We start from the raw sequence: 17039 nt of genomic DNA, 5'->3' as shown, positions 1-17039 counted from the left end.
AGTTCGGACGAACGCGTCACGGCCGAACATCGTGGCAAGCTCGCCTACATCTACGTCCGCCAATCTTCCGTGAACCAGGTGCGGCATCATCAGGAAAGCACGGAACTACAATACCGGCTCGTCGATCGTGCCGTCGCTCTCGGCTGGCCGCATGAGCGTGTGCATGTCATCGATGAAGACCTCGGCAAATCCGGATCCGGTAGCGTCGAACGAGCAGGCTTCAGGAAGCTGATTGCCGAGATTGGCCTCGGGAACGCCGGCCTGGTCATCAGCCTCGATGCCTCCCGACTTGCCCGCAACAACCGCGATTGGCATCAGCTCCTCGATCTATGCTCGCTCTTCGGCGTCATCATCGCGGACGGCGAACGCCTTTACGATCCTTGCGCCTACCACGACCGCCTGCTGCTCGGCCTGTCCGGCATCATGAGCGAGGCGGAACTGCATCAGATCAGGCAGCGCCTTCACCTGGGCGAGCGTCAGAAGGCGGCGCGTGGTGAACTGCGCCTTCCCGTTCCCGCCGGACTGGCTCATGATCGCTCTGGCGGGATCATTGTTAATCCCGACGAGGAGGTTCAGGCCAGACTCGGCCTCGTCTTTGGCAAGTTCCGCGAGCTCCAGAGCGCCCGGGCCGTGATGCGCTATTTGCGAAAGAAGGACTTGCCGCTGCCAGTACGTCCCGTCCTTGGCCCGTCGCCCCATGATGTGGTGTGGCGTGAGGCGAACAGCCCGCGGGTGCTCGGCATTCTTCAAAATCCTGCCTATGCCGGGGCGTATGTCTATGGCCGACGGCGGCAGGAAGGCGGGCGAATTCGCCAAGGCGTTTATCGTCCGAAGACGACCAAGGTCCCCATCGCCGACTGGGAGGTCTGCCTTCGCGCCGCCCATCCCGGTTATATCGACTGGGAGGAGTTCATGGAGAACCAGAGGCGATTGGCAAACAATATCAATCGCTACGAAGCTGGTCATTCTGGCGTGCCACGCAAGGGAGCGGCGCTGTTGCAGGGCATTGCGGTATGCGGGCGATGCGGCCGCCGGATGAGCCTGCGCTACAGCGGTCCCGCGGGCGACTATCCCGTCTACACATGTCGCGCCGATCGTGATCATGATGGGGGGCCATTGTGCCAGGAGGTGCGCGCGTTGCCTGTCGATGCCAAGATCGAAGGCATCCTGCTCGATGCCCTGGCGCCGGACAGGATCGCCATTGCCATCGCCGCACTCGGTCAGATTGAAGAGGAGACGCGTCAGCTCGAGCGTCAATGGGCACTGCGGCGCGAACGGGTGCGTTACGAGGCGGAACGAGCACGGCGCCAGTACGATGCGGTCGAGCCCGAGAACCGCTTGGTTGCCCGTTCGCTGGAGCGCGTCTGGGAAGAGAAGCTCCGTGCCGCCGAGGCCATCGAACAGGACTACGAACGCTGGCGCTCCGACGAGCCCCTGGTCTTGAACGAGCCGGATCGCGAGGCGCTGCAGAAGTTGGGCGAAGATCTACCTGGCATCTGGCATTCCTCTTCGACAACTTCAGCCGAACGCAAGAGCATCCTGCGCCTTATCATCAGCGAGGTCGTCCTCGACCAAAAGCGCATTCAGGGCCAAGTCTGGTTCAAGATCCTCTGGCAGACCGGCGCAACGAGCGAGCATTCTTTGCAACGGCGGGTCCACACCTACCGCGACTACATCGACCTCGAACGACTCCGGCAGCGTGTGACGGAGCTCAACGCTGCCGGCAAGATGGACAAGGAAATCGCTGCGGCCCTGAATGCGGAAGGCTTCATCGCGGCGCAAAACTGCACGTTCAAAGGCGACAACGTTTGGCTTCTGCGGGATCGCTGGGGCATTCCCACCGTCAAAATCAACGGCACGAGCGCCAATCCCGCCCAATGGTCGGACGGAACCTACTCCGTCCAAGGCGCTGCCGTCGCTCTCGGCGTTACGCCCCAAACCATCTTCAAATATCTGACCTGCGGCCTGCTCCAAGGCCGGCAATTGGCGAAAGGCCAACCATGGCAGATCGCGTTGACGGATCAGCTGATTGAAACCCTGCGTATCCGCGCACAGCGCAATAGACGATCGAGGAAAAAGGCATCATGAAATCACCGGGGATCCCGCCATGACCGTCGCCGCGATCGACAGGCTCGTCCATCACGCCATTATCCTGGAGATGAACACCGACAGCTATCGGCGAAAAACCGCACAGTCCCGGGATATATCGACAAAAGATAAGCAGACCGCTCATCCTAATTGACGCGCAGTCCTGACCTTGACCTCGCGCGACAATTAGGAAACCTTCGACCTCGACCGCAGGCGCTTATCGTAATTGACGCTGCCGCTCATCCCAATCGTCGCTCTATAGCTATGGCCCGAACGCTGTCGGGCAGGTCGATCGACCCGTCCTGCATGGCGGCGCGGATGTCCTTCAGGTGAGGCATCCCCTGTGCAAACACCAGACCGAACTCGGCCAAATGTCCGCGCAGCGCATTGATCGCCTGCGTGCGCTGCCCGACGAAGCACTGGTGGGTGCGATAAGCGACGGCGCGCGCCTGATGTTCGGCGCTCTTCACGGCTACGTAATGTATGTTCGGTCGTAGTGCCGCTTCGGCGATCGCGGCCGCATCCGCCGCGTCATTCTTCTGCCGCTTCACGAACGGCTTGACGTAGATCGGCGGAATCAGTCGGACTTCGTGTCCGCGGGCTTCGGCCAAGCGCCCCCAGAAGTGGCTCGTCGCGCAGGCCTCCATCGCCACAATGCAGGAGGGCTGCTCCTTCAACAGCATCTCCAGCTTCGTTCGGGAAACCGTGCGATTATATAGAACCGACCCCGCGCGATCCGTTGCGCAGACCTGGAAGCTCCGCTTCGCCAGATCGATGGCCAACATGTATGCGTCTGCCATGTGCTCCTCCTTCGCGCGCCACCATGGCGCTGGTCAGCATCATATGATGCCGGTCGAAGGGGGCATCCACCGCATCAGTTCAGACATCCTGACATTGGTACTGCCGGATGGTACAGTGACGTTTGGGTCACGAGACTTCTGTCGGCAAGAACGCCTGGAATGCTTGAGCTAGGGAAACGGGGTCCTTCTCCCCCCCTCTCCGCCAGAACTTCTTAGGTTTTATAGCTGTTTCGGTGCTGCTGTGGCGGCTTTCTCTTGAAGCTCGACGCCATGCGGTTTGCGACCGGCACGCTGAGGGCCACGACCGCGGCACGTTGGTGTCGCTGGTCGAGTGTCGCCGAGGGGTTAATCCAGCCCTACGATCGTCGCCGGCTCGAAAGTCTCCAATTTTTTCACGCCGCTCACCATACCGTCTCGAAAGCGCGGCTCGCCGGCAGAGCCCTTCAGCCAACACTCGTCCTTGCTACGGACGAAAGTGAATGCAATGCACTGGTCATTCTTGACGCAGGACAGCCGGCACTGCTGCATGGTTCGCGCGCTTCTCTCAGGGCGCGGGGAGAGATCGCCTCCGGGCAAGTCGACTTTGTCGAATATGCCAGCCTTGGGATCTATCACCCCCATTGTGAACGAGCCGGGATCGCGATCGCTGCTCGTCAGAAGCTCGCCGGAGATGGCAAACATGTTCCCATCGACAGTGCCTTTCGTCGACTTCAGGAAGCAGTTCGGTCCGCTGAGGATGCGCTCGTTCGCGTTGTAGGTAAACGCCTTGCATTCACCGTTCAACGCGAGGCAGGCCCGAGCACAGGATGGCGCATCGGTCACTCGCTGCGAGCCGGTGTCTCCACCATAGAAGTCGAGTCCGGCATAAACCGCCATGCGTGTCGGTCGGCGGGCGTAGTCCTCGATCGCCGACAGCTTCGACGCGGAGGTGCGGCCCAGATCGGGTGCGGATCGGCTGTCCGGATCGCCTGTGGGAGCATTACCATCTGGTGTGCTCATCTCGTCGGGAAACGACTCCGCACTCGCAAGCGGCTCTGACCCCTGGGGAGCCTTATCTCCATGCCGCCGGTTGATCTCGTAGCGGGCGATCTCCTCGTCGGTGAATACATGCATGTCGTCGGGCGGAGTCCGAAACATGACCGTCAGAACTTCCACCGGTGTATCGAAACGGTTCAGGACGTCGAGGATGTCCGAGATGGATAGCTGAGCACTCACGAGGTCCCGATTGTCTGAGTGTCCGTTTCGAAACTCACTGCGGCGGGTTCAAAGGCCCCTCGGATGGTCGCTCCGCAATGACATGATACCCGATTTCCGCGGGTTTGGGCGTCCCGGGTGAACCATGGAGGCTGGTCTTGGCAGGGTTTCGAAACGGCCTCTGAGGTGATTTGATGCACGCCGAGCTCGCCATCCACCTGCCGTTCGTCTCCTGCTAGGAAGATCAATGCGCAAGATGAGTAGCAGCCGGAGCCGGCCGGGATCATCGTCGCCATCTTGCGCTGGTATACATCGTCGGCGATTAGCAACCCCATGGCGACGAGTCCGCCCGGGCTGTTGAGGACGAGGAGCTCGGCATCGGGGGTCGCCGCGAGAGCGCGTCTGAAATTGAGTGCCGAGCCCGCATCGATGTCGCCGGAGAGCGAGATAACGTTCGGTCGGCTGTTATCGATGGAGAAAGGCCCGAAGCGTTGAACCTCGGCGTCTGCGGGAAGCGCGGTCAGAAGGACAAGCGAGAGGGCTGCCATCAGGGGATGCAAACGAGCTGGCATACTGGCGTGGTCCCCCAAGATCATTACGCAAAGGGAGCACGGCGACGGCCTCAGTGGCAAGTCTGTTCATATGCAAGCCGAAACAATCGTGGATCACGGTGAAGACCTCTTCAACGCGTGTCGGCGAAGCTTCCGGGGATACTCCTTGGCACCCAACGCCCCGCATCCTAGACGCTCAGAGCTGCCGCGCCCCGTGAGCAGCAGAAGCAACAAGGATGCCCTACAATGTCCTGCATACCCAATCGTCTTGCCCAGTCGCTGCTGCCGATCGCATTCACCATGCTGACAATCACCAGCGCTACGGCCGACACGATTTCCCGGCTGGAGGTCGAAATTGCGGTCAATGATGAAGCCCCCATATGGATCCTGGGTCCCGACAATCATCACCTCACGGTTGAGCGTCTGAAACTCCCACGACACGCCCGAGAGATGGGTTTTGTCTGCGGGAAGATCGTCTGGAATGGAAGCTCGGGCAGGCTCGTCGATTTTCAGAGCTACAGCGCGCCGCTCAGAGGCCGTTTCGAAACCCTGCCAAGACCAGCCTCCATGGTTCACCCGGGACGCCCAAACCCGCGGAAATCGGGTATCATGTCATTGCGGAGCGACCATCCGAGGGGCCTTTGAACCCGCCGCAGTGAGTTTCGAAACGGACTCTCAGTCTCCAGAACGGTAAGCTTTTCGTTGCTGCAGTTGAACCGTTCTTCAAGCCGCTCAGCGAGCTTCTCCAGGAATCGGTCTGCAACCGATAGGGAAACCTCCTTGGCGCCACTGTGCCGGCGTCCTACGCAATCTCCAGCGAACCACCGGAGATTGCAATGGCGACGATCAGGAAGCTCAGAGGCCGCTGGCAGGCGCAGGTGCGTCGTCGCGGGATGAAGCCGAGAGCGAAGTCTTTCGACAGCAAGGCCGAGGCCGAACGCTGGGCGCGCGATCTTGAGACGCAGGTCGACCGCTTCGGTGCTGCGCCTGACACGCGCCTCCTCGAGTCCACCACGCTCCGGGATCTGCTCGCCCGTTACCAGGGCGAGGTCACGCCGAAGAAGCGGGGCCACGTGCAGGAGAGCCAGCGGATCGACGTGCTGCTCCGGCATGAGCTCGCGCATCGCACGCTGATCGGACTGTCCGCTGCCGACCTCGCAGCCTACCGCGATGAGCGTCTCCAGACGGTCAGTCCCGCGACTGCAGTCCGGGAGCTCGCGATCCTGAGCCACGTCCTCGAAGTGGCGATGAGCGATTGGGGATATCCGCTGTCGCGCAACCCGGCGAAGGCCATCCGACGTCCCCAGATCAGCAACGCGCGGGAGTGTCGCCTGCAGGGCGAAGAGGAGGCTCGATTGCTCACCGCGTGCGATACCGGACGGACCCCATGTCTGAGGGCGCTCATAATCGTCGCTGGAGAGTCAGGGATGCGCCGTGGCGAGCTTCTCGGCCTCCGATGGTCGGATGTAGCGCTGGAGCGAGGGATCGCGTCCCTGAGCCTTACAAAAAATGGATCGTCGCGACAGGTGCCGCTGACGGTCCGAGCGATCGAAGCACTCCGGTCGCAGCGAGTAGATACAGCTACGGAGAATGATCGCGTTTTCCCGATCTCGGCCGGCGCCCTGGAACAAGCATGGCGGCGGCTTTGCGAACGCGCGAGTGTAACCGGGCTGCGCTTCCATGATTTGAGGCACGAGGCGGTCAGTCGGCTCTTTGAGAAGGGTCTGAACGTTATCGAGGTTTCCGCGATCAGCGGGCACCGGGAGCTGAAGATGCTGAAGCGCTACACCCATCTGAGCGCCGACGATCTCGTAGCGAGGATTGCGTAAGCCAACGTAGATTCATCTACGATTCAACGTAGATGAATCTACACTAGCCCGTGTCTTACACGACCGCGTTCAAGCCATTCGCTGATTTTATTGGGATCCAGCGATTTGATCTGATTCCCGGCGTCAATCGCACCGCGAAGCGCGGCATTTAATTTGGTAGGGCTGCCGATCTCGTATGCGGCGTCGCACACTGACTTGCTCTCGAGGTCGAGAATCTGCTGCATCCGGGTCCGTGCCCACGGCTCAAGACGGCGGTCGGTAGTCACAGCAGCGGGTATGGTCGCGGAGGGACTTGGCGAAACGACTAAGGAGGAGGGAGCTGGCGGTCGACCGGGCGCGACTTTCTTTCCGTAGTTGACCTTCAGCCATTGGATGAACTCAGCCCGCTCGCTCTCCGACGCCTTCTTCCACGCGTTCTGCAGCTCCCTCACGCGCGGGCGCGGCTTTCTGATACCGGCAGCGATCACGGCTTCTCCAAGAGAGCGATATCGTCCAGCTTTTAGGTCTGCGTAGGTTGCCGGGTGCTCACGTTTTAGACGCGCCTCGTAATAGACGTTGTCCCGCTTCTGCTTCGCCATCCTCTTTCACTCGCTTCGGTCTCAACTCGCGTAGGCGTATCTACGCTGCGCGCCGACGCTTAGCGTAGATGCACCTACGCGCCCAGAACTTTTTTTCGCATCCCGCGGCGGAGAGAGTGACGAGGTTGCTATAACCGGGATGTCGGCGCCGACAACCCAACAATAGCAACCACTAGCAGGCGATTTCGCCTGAGGAGAACTCATGCCCCATGAGAATAAGGACGCACGTCGGCGTCTCAGCGACATCATCCTCGCCGCGTCCCGCGTCGATCGAAAGAGGCTCGCGCAGGAGAGCGAATTTGCGTTCACGCGCTGGCCCGACTACGCGTTCATGTCGCCGCTCGAGGCGACCCAGCATTTCGCCGACCTCTACCTCGAAGCGATGCGCAGCTTCCGCAAGCGGCATCTCGACCGTAGGCTCGCCGAGAATGTCGCTCCGGTTGACCTTCGGCACCCAGCGACTGCGTCAAAGGTGTTCAACCAGTTCTGGGGCGCTCGTCAGAAGGCCGATCGCCTCGGAGTGCGATACGACGACTACATCTGGTTCTCGTTCGAGTTCGCAACCCGTCGTGGTCACCGCAAGGACGGCGGTCGACGTGAACTGCCGCAACCGAACCAGGTGGGGCCAGCGGGGACCAATCCTCGATCGGCAGACGCTTGGCACAAGCTCTGGGAAGAGTATTGGCAGGAGCGCTACAGTGAGTATCTCGTGCGCCCGAAACACCAGCCGGAGTTCTCGGTCGAGTCTTTCTGTGGCTTGCCTGAACCTGTTCGCCCGCTTTGACAAGCATTTGAACAAGGCCGGCTACCTGTCGATGGGCGGTCAGATTGTGGACGCGACCATCGTCGCCGCGCCGAAGCAGCGCAACAGCGAGGACGAGAAGGCGGCGATCAAGGCCGGTGAGGTGCCGCAGGCCTGGAAGGACAACCCCGCAAAGCTTCGCCAGAAGGATCGGGACGCCCGCTGGACGGTGAAGTTCTCCAAAGCCAAGCCGGCGGCGCCGGGAAAGCCGCAGCACATCGACATTGCGGTGCCGGCCTTCGGCTACAAGGATCACGTCTCGATCGACCGCCGCTTTGGCTTCATCCGCGGATGGTCGGCGACGAGCGCGTCAGCTTACGATGGTGCCCAACTCTGCAACGTTCTCGATCGGTCAAACACAGGATCGAAGGTCTGGGCCGACACCGCCTATCAGTCGATCAAGAACGAGGAATGGCTGGACAAGAATGGCTATGTCTCGGACATCCATCGCAAGAAGCCGAAGGGGCGACCGATGAGCGAGCGCACATCACGGGCCAATGGCCGCCGCTCGGCGATCCGCTCGAAAGTCGAACATGTCTTCGCGCGTCAGAAGGGACCGATGCGGCTGTTCATCCGCACCATCGGCCTGGTTCGCGCCAAGGTGAAGATCGGCATGGCCAACCTTGTCTACAATCTCACGCGTCTCGTCTGGCATCAGGGGCGAGGTGCGCCTGCATGACGGCAAAATCGTCACCAAGGACGCTATCCCGCGTCTCCTGAAGCAGAAACTCACCAAGGTCGTCGGCTCGCATCGTGGCCAAGGCGGATCACCGACCCTGAAAAACGCAACATCGGCGGTAGTTCGAGGTGTCCAGCTGGTTGAGTCGCTCATCGAGAACTACGACACGCTCGACATGGCGACGAAGCAGCTATTACCGATGAAACGTGTGTATTGGCCGGCATGATAAGGTTGTAATTTATGATGAATGCATTCCCCCCAGAAGTCATTCAGCGTCTGGGATATTATGTCTATCGTTTGATCGATCCCCGAAATGGAGAAACGTTCTATATCGGGAAAGGGCGCGGAAATCGCGTTTTTCATCACGTTGCCGCGAGTTTGAAGCAGGAAGAGCTTGAGGATGACGAAGACGAAATAAGCATCAAAATTCAGCGCGTAAGAGACATTTCTGCGGATGGCTTGGAGATAATCCATATCATCCAGCGCCACGGGATGACTTCAGCTGAAGCGTTGCATGTCGAAGGGGCCTTGATTGATGCCTTCCCCGGCTTGTCGAACTTGCAGAACGGACACGGCAATAGCGACATTGGCGCGATGCATGCGCAAGCAGTAATTAATAAATACGCCGCGTCCCGGCTTGAGCCTCAACATCGAATAATTTTCATAACCGTGAGGCGGGACTACATAAGCCAGCGCGGCCCTTATGAAGGGTGTCGGGGCGTTTGGCGCATGAACCGTAATCGAGCTGAGCAGGCAGAGCTCGTCCTGCCGGTAATGGAGGGTATCGTCATCGGCGTCTATCGCCCCGAGCGCTGGCTTGAGGCGAACCTTCATCACTTTCCCACGCATATTACGCAAGATGCGGTTGGCCGGATCGGCTTCGTGGGTCACGAGGCAGAGCCTGACATAGTCACCCTTTACAGAGGAAAGCGGCTACCGGAGGCGCTCGGAACAGCCACACAGAACCCTGTCCGTTACACATATTAGGAACCGCGCAATGACGGCACGCCACACCCTCGGCACGCGCCCAAGCCTTTGATAAGAGAGCCGCGCGCTGATGAAGCGCCGACCAGGCCTCGGTTCACAGAATGAGGGTGCGGATGGGTGACGCGGTTCCCGCGTCGACGCCGCGCCTTTTGCGAAGACACCCCGGAGAATTTCGGGGTTTCGGCCGGAGAGGTGGCAGAGTGGTCGAATGCACCGCACTCGAAATGCGGCATACGTGCAAGCGTATCGGGGGTTCGACCCCCCCTCTCCGCCAGAACTTGATCCAAACCCTTTCTACAAAGGGGTTTCTGCATAGCAAGGCTTTCGTAACCGCCTCCTGGTACACACGGGTGGTACACACGATGGTTTTGCGCATGTCTCGTCCCTGGCTTCATCCCAAGACTGGCACCTACTATTTCCGGCGACGTATCCCGAAGGATCTCGTCACGCTCGTCGGCCGGAAGATCGAGAAAGTTTCCCTTCGCACGAAGAGCGTCGCAGAAGCGAAACATCGATTTGCGGCGCACGCTCTCGAAACTGAAGCGCGATGGGCCAATCTCCGCACCGGTTATCGGTCCTTAAGCCTGATCGAAATCCATTCGATCGCGGGGGAGTTTTACCGAACTCGGATTGAAATCTATCGCCAAGGCGAGTTCTCCCCATTCTTCAATTTCGCCGCTGGTGGTGTCATCCACGACTATATCGAGAATGGACGCGATGAGGCTGCACGCGCCCGCTATCTTGAGTTATTCGGAAAAGAGATCGAGTCCTATTTGTCGGACAAGGGGCTGCTACTTGATACCTCAACGAGGAAGGCGCTCGATTATTCGGTGGCTAAAGCCTTGAGTCAGGCGATCGGTGAAAGCTTCAAGTATATGGGCGGTGATTTCAGTCCGGATCCTGATGCCGGACGCTTCCCGCAGATTGCAGCGCCACCTGCCCGGCCAGAGCCGTCAAAGAAATCATTGGCTGAGTGGTTTGNATCCCGCGTCTCCTGAAGCAGAAACTCACCAAGGTCGTCGGCTCGCATCGTGGCCAAGGCGGATCACCGACCCTGAAAAACGCAACATCGGCAATAGTTCGAGGTGTCCAACTTCGTCTTGTTGTTCGCGCGTAATCCCGATCCACAGCGGTAAACGGAGGAGCCGTTCCGCCGAGGACTCGGTGACCGTCATTGAACCATGCACGCGGCCCAGCCTCTGTCCAGCAGGGGAGTTATGAAGCGGTACGTAATGGAACACAGCGCCTATCGCCCGTTCTCTCAGGAATTCGAGGACGCGGCCGCGGGACAGGCCGTCGCTGAGCAGCACGTAGTACATGTGAGCGTTATGCTCACATCCGGTGGGTATGATCGGCCTGCGAAGCAAGCCTTGCTTGTCGGCTCCCTCCAGCGCGGTATGGTAGCGAGCCCAACTCGCCAGTCGGGTTTCGGTTATCTCACTTGCTTTCTCAAGCTGCGCCCATAGAAAAGCGGCCACAAGTTCGCTCGGCAGAAATGAAGAACCCGGCTCCTGCCAAGTATACTTGTCGACTTCGCCCCGAAAAAATCGACTCCGATCCGTCCCTTTCTCGCGGATGATCTCTGCCCGTTGCTGGAAGGCGGGATCGTTTACCAGAAGCGCGCCGCCTTCGCCGCTGATCACGTTTTTCGTCTCGTGGAAGCTGTAGGCCCCGAGGCATCCGAGACTTCCCAGCGCCCGGCCGTGATACTTCGACATGACGCCCTGGGCGGCGTCCTCGACGATCGCGACGCCGTGCCGACGTCCGATCTCAACGATCTTGTTCATTTCACACGCGACGCCCGCATAGTGAACCGGAACTATCGCTCGTGTGCGCGACGTAATAGCATCTTCGATCAAATTTTCGTCGAGGTTCAACGTATCTTGGCGGATGTCAACGAACACCGGAACGGCACCACGTAAGACGAACGCGTTCGCCGTGGATACGAAGGTGAATGACGGCATGATGACTTCATCGCCGGGCTGGATTTCGAGAAGCAAGGCCGCCATCTCGAGCGCCGCCGTGCACGAATGGGTCAACCTCACCATTCCCGATCCCGACAGCGCCTCAAGCCAGGCATGGCAGTTTCGGGTGAATGGACCATCCCCAGCGAGATGGCCATGGTCGTGAGCTTCGGAGATGTAGTGGATTTCGCGGCCTGTCAGGTAAGGCCAATTGAACGGGATGCCACGTCGCTTTTGAATCATGTACGCTTCATTCTTTACCGGCGACCAATGTCGGGACGAGAGGCGGTGGCCCTCACCCACAGGCAGCAAAAATATGCGACCTAGGCCGCTGCCCCGTAGGCCACTTTCCTAAACCGATCAATCTCGTTGGAAAAGGCCAGAGGACAGAGCAACTTGCGATCAGTGTGCAAATCCGGGCGGAAATCGCCGGGGATGCCGAACGTCACTGTTGCTTGACGTATCGCACGCTTCATCTTCCGCTCGAACTTTCGAAAGACGAATTCGGGCCACCCATCGTTGGCGTGGGCAGAAGCGAGTAGCCTGCCAGTCCAGTCGGGCGGGTCGATTTTTTTGCGGCGCGGAAGAAATTCGGCCGTTGCGGTTCATGTTGCGGGCCGCTGCCTATATGGTCTCGGATCAGAAGTACCGCGAAAGGCCGTTTTCAGGCCCGCGGTGCAGGGCGTGATGGTTCGGAGGCAAAATGTGCGGCATATGCGGTGAAATCCGGTTCGACGGGCAAAAGGCCTCGGCCGAGCGGCTTCAGCGCATGGGCGACTGCCTGGCTCCACGCGGTCCGGACGGCTCCGGCCAAGTGATGCGCGGCCGGGTCGGCCTCGGCCACCGGCGGCTGAAAATCATCGACCTTTCCGAAAAGGCCGAGCAGCCGATGGTCGACCCCGAACTCGGGCTCACCATCGCCTTCAACGGCTGCATCTACAACTATCCGGAGCTCCGCAAGGAGCTCGAAGGCAAGGGCTATCGCTTCTTCTCGCATGGCGACACGGAGGTCATCCTCAAGGCCTATCACGCCTGGGGGCGCGATTGCGTCAAGCGCTTCCACGGCATGTTCGCCTTCGCCATCCACGAGCGCGACTCTGGCCGGGTGCTGCTTGCTCGCGACCGCTTCGGCATCAAGCCGCTCTACCTGTCGCAGAACGCCGGGCGCCTCTATTTCGCCTCCTCGTTGCCGGCGATTCTCAAGACCGGCGACGTCGATACCGCGATCGACCGCGAGGCGCTGCACCACTACATGACGTTCCACGCCGTGGTGCCGCCGCCGCTGACTATTCTCAAGGGCGTGCGCAAGCTCCCCCCCGCGACAACCCGGCTGATCGAGGCGGACGGCAGCTTCGACGACGACATGTTCTGGGCGCCCGAATTCGGACCACGCCCCGGCGACGACAAGCTGTCTTCCGACGACTGGCGCGACATGGTGCTGGAATCGCTCAAGACCGCGGTCGCCCGCCGCATGGTCGCCGACGTTCCGGTCGGGGTGCTTTTATCGGGCGGCGTCGATTCCTCGCTGATCGTCGGGCTTCTGGCCGAGGCCGGGCAGAAGGACCTCAACACCTTCTCGATCGGTTTCGAGGATGCCAATGGCGAGGTCGGCAACGAATTCGAGTTCTCCGACCTGATCGCCAATCACTACGGCACCGAGCACCACAAGATCTTCGTGCCCGGCTCGGAACTGATGGAGCATCTACCCGGCACCATCGCGGCGATGTCGGAGCCGATGGTCTCTTACGACAATGTCGGCTTCTACCTCTTGTCGCGCGAGGTCTCCAAGCACATCAAGGTGGTCCAGTCCGGCCAGGGCGCCGACGAAATCTTCGGCGGCTATCACTGGTATCCGCCGATGGTCGGCGCCAATGATTCGCTCGCCGCCTACAGCCATGCCTTCTTCGACCGCTCGCATGAGCGGCTGCAGAGCCACATTTCGCCGGAATGGCACACCGAAACCGACGTCAGCCGCGAATTCGTCGAGCGGCATTTCGCCATCCCGGGCGCGGAAAATCCCGTCGACAAGGCCCTGAGGATCGATGCCCACGTCATGCTGGTGGACGATCCCGTCAAGCGGGTCGACAACATGACCATGGCCTGGGGATTGGAAGCGCGGGTGCCCTTCCTCGACCACGAACTGGTGGAACTCGCGGCGCGCGTGCCGGCGGCCGAGAAGCTGAAGCAGGACGGCAAGGGTGTCCTCAAGGAAGTCGCGCGTCAGATCGTCCCGTCGGCGGTGATCGACCGCAAGAAGGGTTATTTCCCGGTTCCGCAGCTCAAATACATCTCCGGCCCCTATCTCGACATGGTGCGTGATACGCTGACCTCCGAAAGCGCCAAATCGCGCGGCTTGTTCCGCGGCGACTATCTCGAAACGCTGTTCGCCGATCCGGCCGCCCACATCACGCCGCTGCGCGGCTCGGAACTCTGGCAGGTCGCGCTTCTCGAATTGTGGCTCCAGCAGCAAGGGATCTAGCGCCGCTATGGCAGATCACCGGCCCAGGACCCAGCCCAATATCGACCACCGGCTGAAGCGGATGCGCACCGACGGCATCAAGGCGCCGATCGGCCGGCACGATCCGAATATGCCGGCGGCCGAGAAAAACGCCTATCTCGATTGCGGATGGGGACGGCTGGTCTTCGCCCAGACCTTCGAAGACCCGACGGAACTCGTGCGCAGCCTGCGCGAGGAAGGCCCCGATCGCCGCGATATCGCGTTCTACGCGCGCGACCCGCATGTGCTCTTGAGCCACGCGCCGCAGGAGCTGTTCCTCGACCCCTCGCACACCTACCGCCTCGATCTTTCGACCTATCGCAGCGATCCGCGCCGGCCGCGCGGCTACTTCATCCGCCGCCTGTCCTCCGAGCAGGACGCGACCGAGGTCAACCGCATCTACCAGAGCCGCGGCATGGTGCAGGTGCATCCGTCCTTCTTCTGGTCCAACCGCGACAACCGGGCGTTGACCTATTTCGTCGCCGAGGACGAAACCACCGGCGCAATTCTTGGCACGGTCACCGGCGTCCACAATCGCCGCGCCTTTGCCGATCCGGAGAACGGTTCCTCGCTCTGGTGCCTTGCGGTCGACCCCCAGGCCACGCATCCGGGCATCGGCGAGGCTCTTGTGCGCCGGCTGGCCGAGCATTTCCAGGCGCGTGGCTGCGCCTTCATGGATCTGTCGGTCATGCACGACAACGAACTGGCGATCGGGCTCTATGACAAGCTCGGCTTCTACCGGGTCCCGTATTTCGCCGTGAAGCGCAAGAACGAGATCAACGAGAAGCTGTTCACCGGCTCGGGCGCCGATTACGACAGCCTCAACCCTTACGCGCGTATCATCGTCGACGAGGCGCGGCGGCGGGGCATCCATACCGAGGTGACCGATGCGGCCGGTGGCTTCTTTCGTCTGACTCAGGGCGGCCGCACGATCCATTGCCGCGAAAGCCTGTCGGAACTGACCTCAGCCGTAGCGATGTCGATCTGCGACGAGAAGTCGGTGACCCGCCGCATGGTCGAGGCCGCCGGCGTCGCGGTCCCCGATCAGATCGATGCCGATATCGACGACGAGGCCCTTGCCGCGTTCATCGCCGAGCATGGCCAGATCGTCGTCAAGCCGGCGCGGGGCGAACAGGGACGTGGCATTGCCGTCGGCATCGAAACCGTCGAGGACGCCAAGCGCGCGATTGCCGCGGCGCGCGAGCAATCGGACCGGGTGCTGCTGGAATCCTGCTTCGCAGGCGATGATCTCAGGCTGATCGTCATCGACTATCGCCTGGTCGCCGCCGCCCTGCGCAAGCCGCCGCAGATCACCGGCGACGGTCGCTCCAGCGTCCGCGAACTGATCGAACATCTGTCCCGACGCAGGGCGGCGGCCACCGCCGGCGAAAGCCGGGTGCCGCTCGACGCGGAGACCGAGCGCTGCGTCAGGAATGTCGGCCACGGCATGGACGACATTCCGGCGAAGGGCGAGCGGATCACCGTTCGCAAGACCGCGAATCTTCATACCGGCGGCACCATTCACGACGTGACCGGCGAGGTGCATCCGGTTCTCGTCGATGCGGCCGTCGCCGCTGCCCGGGCAATCGAAATCCCGGTGACGGGGATCGACCTGATGGTCAAGGCGCCGCACTTGCCGGACTACGTCTTCATCGAGGCGAACGAACGGCCGGGGCTCGCCAATCACGAGCCGCAACCGACGGCGGAGCGGTTCATCGACCTCTTGTTTCCCCTGTCGATTCCGTTTTCAGTGCGCGCCGCCAGGTCTCACAAACGTAAATCCAGGAAGGACGACTAAGTGCCAAGGCTTGCCATCGATGCGCAGTATCTGACGGACCAGCTGAAGGCGCTTCTGGATATCCCCAGCCCCACCGGCTACACGGATACCGTCGTTCGCCATGTCGCCAAGGAACTGGAGCGACTCGGGCTGACCGTCGAACTGACCCGGCGCGGCGCGATTTCCGCGCTCCGGCAAGGCTCGCGCCGGGCCTCGGCGCGGGCGATCGTCAGCCATCTCGATACGCTGGGTGCCCAGGTCAAACGCCTGAAGGAGAACGGCCGCCTCGAACTCGTGCCGATCGGCCACTGGTCGGCACGTTTCGCCGAGGGCGCGCGCGCGACGCTGTTCACCGACTCGGGCACCTATCGCGGCACGATCCTGCCGCTGAAAGCCTCCGGCCATACCTATAACGACGAAATCGACACCATGCCGGTCGGTTGGGATTTCGTGGAGTTGCGGGCCGACGCGCTCGGCCGTGATGTGCGCGAGCTGCAGGCCCTCGGCATCGAGATCGGCGATACCGTTGCGATCGACCCGCAGCCGGAGTTTCTCGACAACGGCTTCATCGTCTCGCGCCATCTCGACAACAAGGCCGGCGTCGCCGTCATGCTTGCCGCGATCGAGGCGATGGAGCGCACCGAGGCTGTGACACCCGTCGACATGCACTGGCTGTTCACCATCGCCGAGGAGGTCGGCGTCGGCGCCGCCTCGATCCTGACACCCGACGTCGCCTCGATGATCGCGGTCGACAACGGCACGTCGGCGCCAGGCCAGAATTCCGCCGAATTCGGCGTCACCATAGCCATGGCCGACCAGACCGGCCCGTTCGACTATCACCTGACCAAAAAACTCGTCCGGCTCTGCCAGGAAGAGGATATCCGCTACCAGAAGGATATTTTCCGCTTCTATCGTTCCGATTCCGCCTCCGCGATCGAGGCAGGGCACGACGTGCGCACGGCGCTGATCACCTTCGGCGTCGACGCCTCGCATGGCTATGAACGCATCCACATGCATGCGCTGCGCTCGCTCGCCGAACTCGTCACGGCCTACGCCACCTCGCCGGTCGAGATCGAGCGGGATCGCAACCAGCATGCGGGTATTCAAGGATTCACCCGGCAGCCGGCGGTCGAGGCGGAGCAAGAGCTCGCCGAGGATTCCGACCCGGCCCAGTAACGCGCTGCCGTCCCGCCGGATCAGTCGAAGCGCTCGCGGTTCAGAAGATCGCCCGGCCGCGATAATATCGAATACCGGGGTCCGGCATGGGACCGCGCCGTCGACAACAGGGGAGGA

General features: G+C 61.2%; 14 protein-coding genes, 1 tRNA gene and 2 pseudogenes. 12 read left to right on the top strand and 5 right to left on the bottom strand.

Going from position 1 to position 17039, the window contains the following annotated elements; all coding sequences use genetic code 11:
• Together VQ044_RS03680 and VQ044_RS03675 are read left to right on the top strand one after the other, a co-directional pair.
• Positions 1-2088 (top strand): recombinase family protein (locus VQ044_RS03680; protein WP_331827627.1); only part of this gene is annotated, 2088 nt, incomplete at its 5' end.
• Positions 2089-2098: 10 nt separating this feature from the next.
• Positions 2099-2242: pseudogene (locus VQ044_RS03675) on the top strand (ATP-binding protein); the annotation flags it as partial.
• An 85-nt stretch (positions 2243-2327) separates the two neighbouring features.
• Here the strand turns inward: VQ044_RS03675 and VQ044_RS03670 are convergent.
• From VQ044_RS03670 to VQ044_RS03660, 3 genes are all read right to left on the bottom strand, one after another.
• Complete coding sequence (locus VQ044_RS03670; RefSeq protein WP_327649844.1) at positions 2328-2888, bottom strand: IS110 family transposase; 561 nt, start codon at positions 2886-2888, stop codon at positions 2328-2330.
• 345 nt (positions 2889-3233) lie between these two features.
• Entirely contained in the window at positions 3234-4103 is an 870-nt protein-coding gene (locus VQ044_RS03665) for a PAN/Apple domain-containing protein (protein ID WP_327649842.1), read from the bottom strand.
• The gene (locus tag VQ044_RS03660; protein WP_331827624.1) at positions 4100-4630 is read right to left on the bottom strand and encodes a hypothetical protein; all 531 of its coding nucleotides are present in this window, start codon (positions 4628-4630) and stop codon (positions 4100-4102) included. Before VQ044_RS03660 ends, VQ044_RS03665 begins: the two co-directional genes overlap by 4 nt.
• Positions 4631-5469: 839 nt before the next feature.
• On the opposite strand from VQ044_RS03660, the gene VQ044_RS03655 reads away from it, so the two are divergent.
• Positions 5470-6462 (top strand): site-specific integrase, encoded by a 993-nt coding sequence (locus VQ044_RS03655; RefSeq protein ID WP_327649839.1) that lies wholly within the window; start codon positions 5470-5472, stop codon positions 6460-6462.
• A gap of 38 nt (positions 6463-6500) precedes the next feature.
• Here the strand turns inward: VQ044_RS03655 and VQ044_RS03650 are convergent, their stop codons facing one another.
• On the bottom strand, positions 6501-7040 hold the full coding sequence (locus tag VQ044_RS03650; RefSeq protein WP_327649837.1) for a hypothetical protein: 540 nt from the start codon (positions 7038-7040) through the stop codon (positions 6501-6503).
• A 202-nt stretch (positions 7041-7242) separates the two neighbouring features.
• On the opposite strand from VQ044_RS03650, the gene VQ044_RS03645 reads away from it, so the two are divergent.
• The 6 genes and pseudogenes from VQ044_RS03645 to VQ044_RS03620 all read left to right on the top strand — a co-directional run bounded on the left by VQ044_RS03645 (position 7243) and on the right by VQ044_RS03620 (position 10506).
• Positions 7243-7824 carry a hypothetical protein gene (locus VQ044_RS03645; protein ID WP_327649835.1) on the top strand — a complete coding sequence of 194 codons (582 nt, stop codon included), beginning with the start codon at positions 7243-7245 and terminating at the stop codon, positions 7822-7824.
• Positions 7808-8521 (top strand): annotated as a pseudogene (locus VQ044_RS03640) (transposase); the annotation flags it as partial. The gene VQ044_RS03645 and the pseudogene VQ044_RS03640, both read left to right, overlap by 17 nt.
• The gene (locus VQ044_RS03635; RefSeq protein ID WP_331827621.1) at positions 8508-8747 is read left to right on the top strand and encodes a hypothetical protein; all 240 of its coding nucleotides are present in this window, start codon (positions 8508-8510) and stop codon (positions 8745-8747) included. The pseudogene VQ044_RS03640 and the gene VQ044_RS03635, both read left to right, overlap by 14 nt.
• A 14-nt stretch (positions 8748-8761) precedes the next feature.
• The gene (locus VQ044_RS03630; RefSeq protein WP_327650316.1) at positions 8762-9508 is read left to right on the top strand and encodes an LEM-3-like GIY-YIG domain-containing protein; all 747 of its coding nucleotides are present in this window, start codon (positions 8762-8764) and stop codon (positions 9506-9508) included.
• A gap of 186 nt (positions 9509-9694) precedes the next feature.
• Positions 9695-9782, top strand: a tRNA-Ser gene (locus VQ044_RS03625).
• Entirely contained in the window at positions 9733-10506 is a 774-nt protein-coding gene (locus tag VQ044_RS03620; protein ID WP_442880599.1) for a DUF6538 domain-containing protein, read from the top strand. The genes VQ044_RS03625 and VQ044_RS03620 overlap by 50 nt, the downstream gene beginning before the upstream one ends.
• Positions 10507-10515: 9 nt before the next feature.
• On the opposite strand, the gene rffA is transcribed toward VQ044_RS03620, so the two are convergent.
• Positions 10516-11715, bottom strand: a complete 1200-nt coding sequence (gene rffA / locus VQ044_RS03615) for a dTDP-4-amino-4,6-dideoxygalactose transaminase (RefSeq protein ID WP_327645271.1) — start codon at positions 11713-11715, stop codon at positions 10516-10518.
• A 460-nt stretch (positions 11716-12175) separates the two neighbouring features.
• Between rffA and VQ044_RS03610 the strand changes: the two genes are divergently transcribed.
• Genes VQ044_RS03610 through VQ044_RS03600 form a run of 3 tightly spaced genes read left to right on the top strand, consistent with a single transcriptional unit; the run spans position 12176 to position 16922 of the window.
• The gene (locus VQ044_RS03610) at positions 12176-13951 is read left to right on the top strand and encodes an N-acetylglutaminylglutamine amidotransferase (RefSeq protein WP_327645270.1); all 1776 of its coding nucleotides are present in this window, start codon (positions 12176-12178) and stop codon (positions 13949-13951) included.
• 7 nt (positions 13952-13958) lie between these two features.
• Positions 13959-15767: an N-acetylglutaminylglutamine synthetase gene (gene ngg, locus VQ044_RS03605; RefSeq protein ID WP_442872854.1), complete on the top strand. Its 1809-nt coding sequence runs from the start codon at positions 13959-13961 to the stop codon at positions 15765-15767.
• Entirely contained in the window at positions 15768-16922 is a 1155-nt protein-coding gene (locus VQ044_RS03600; protein ID WP_327645268.1) for an osmoprotectant NAGGN system M42 family peptidase, read from the top strand.
• Positions 16923-17039 lie beyond the last annotated feature (117 nt).

The organism is Aurantimonas sp. C2-5-R2 (assembly GCF_036549495.1).
GTDB lineage: Bacteria > Pseudomonadota > Alphaproteobacteria > Rhizobiales > Rhizobiaceae > Aurantimonas > Aurantimonas coralicida_A.
Note: the sequence above shows the minus strand (reverse complement) of the source record. Positions and strands in the feature narration are given on the sequence as shown.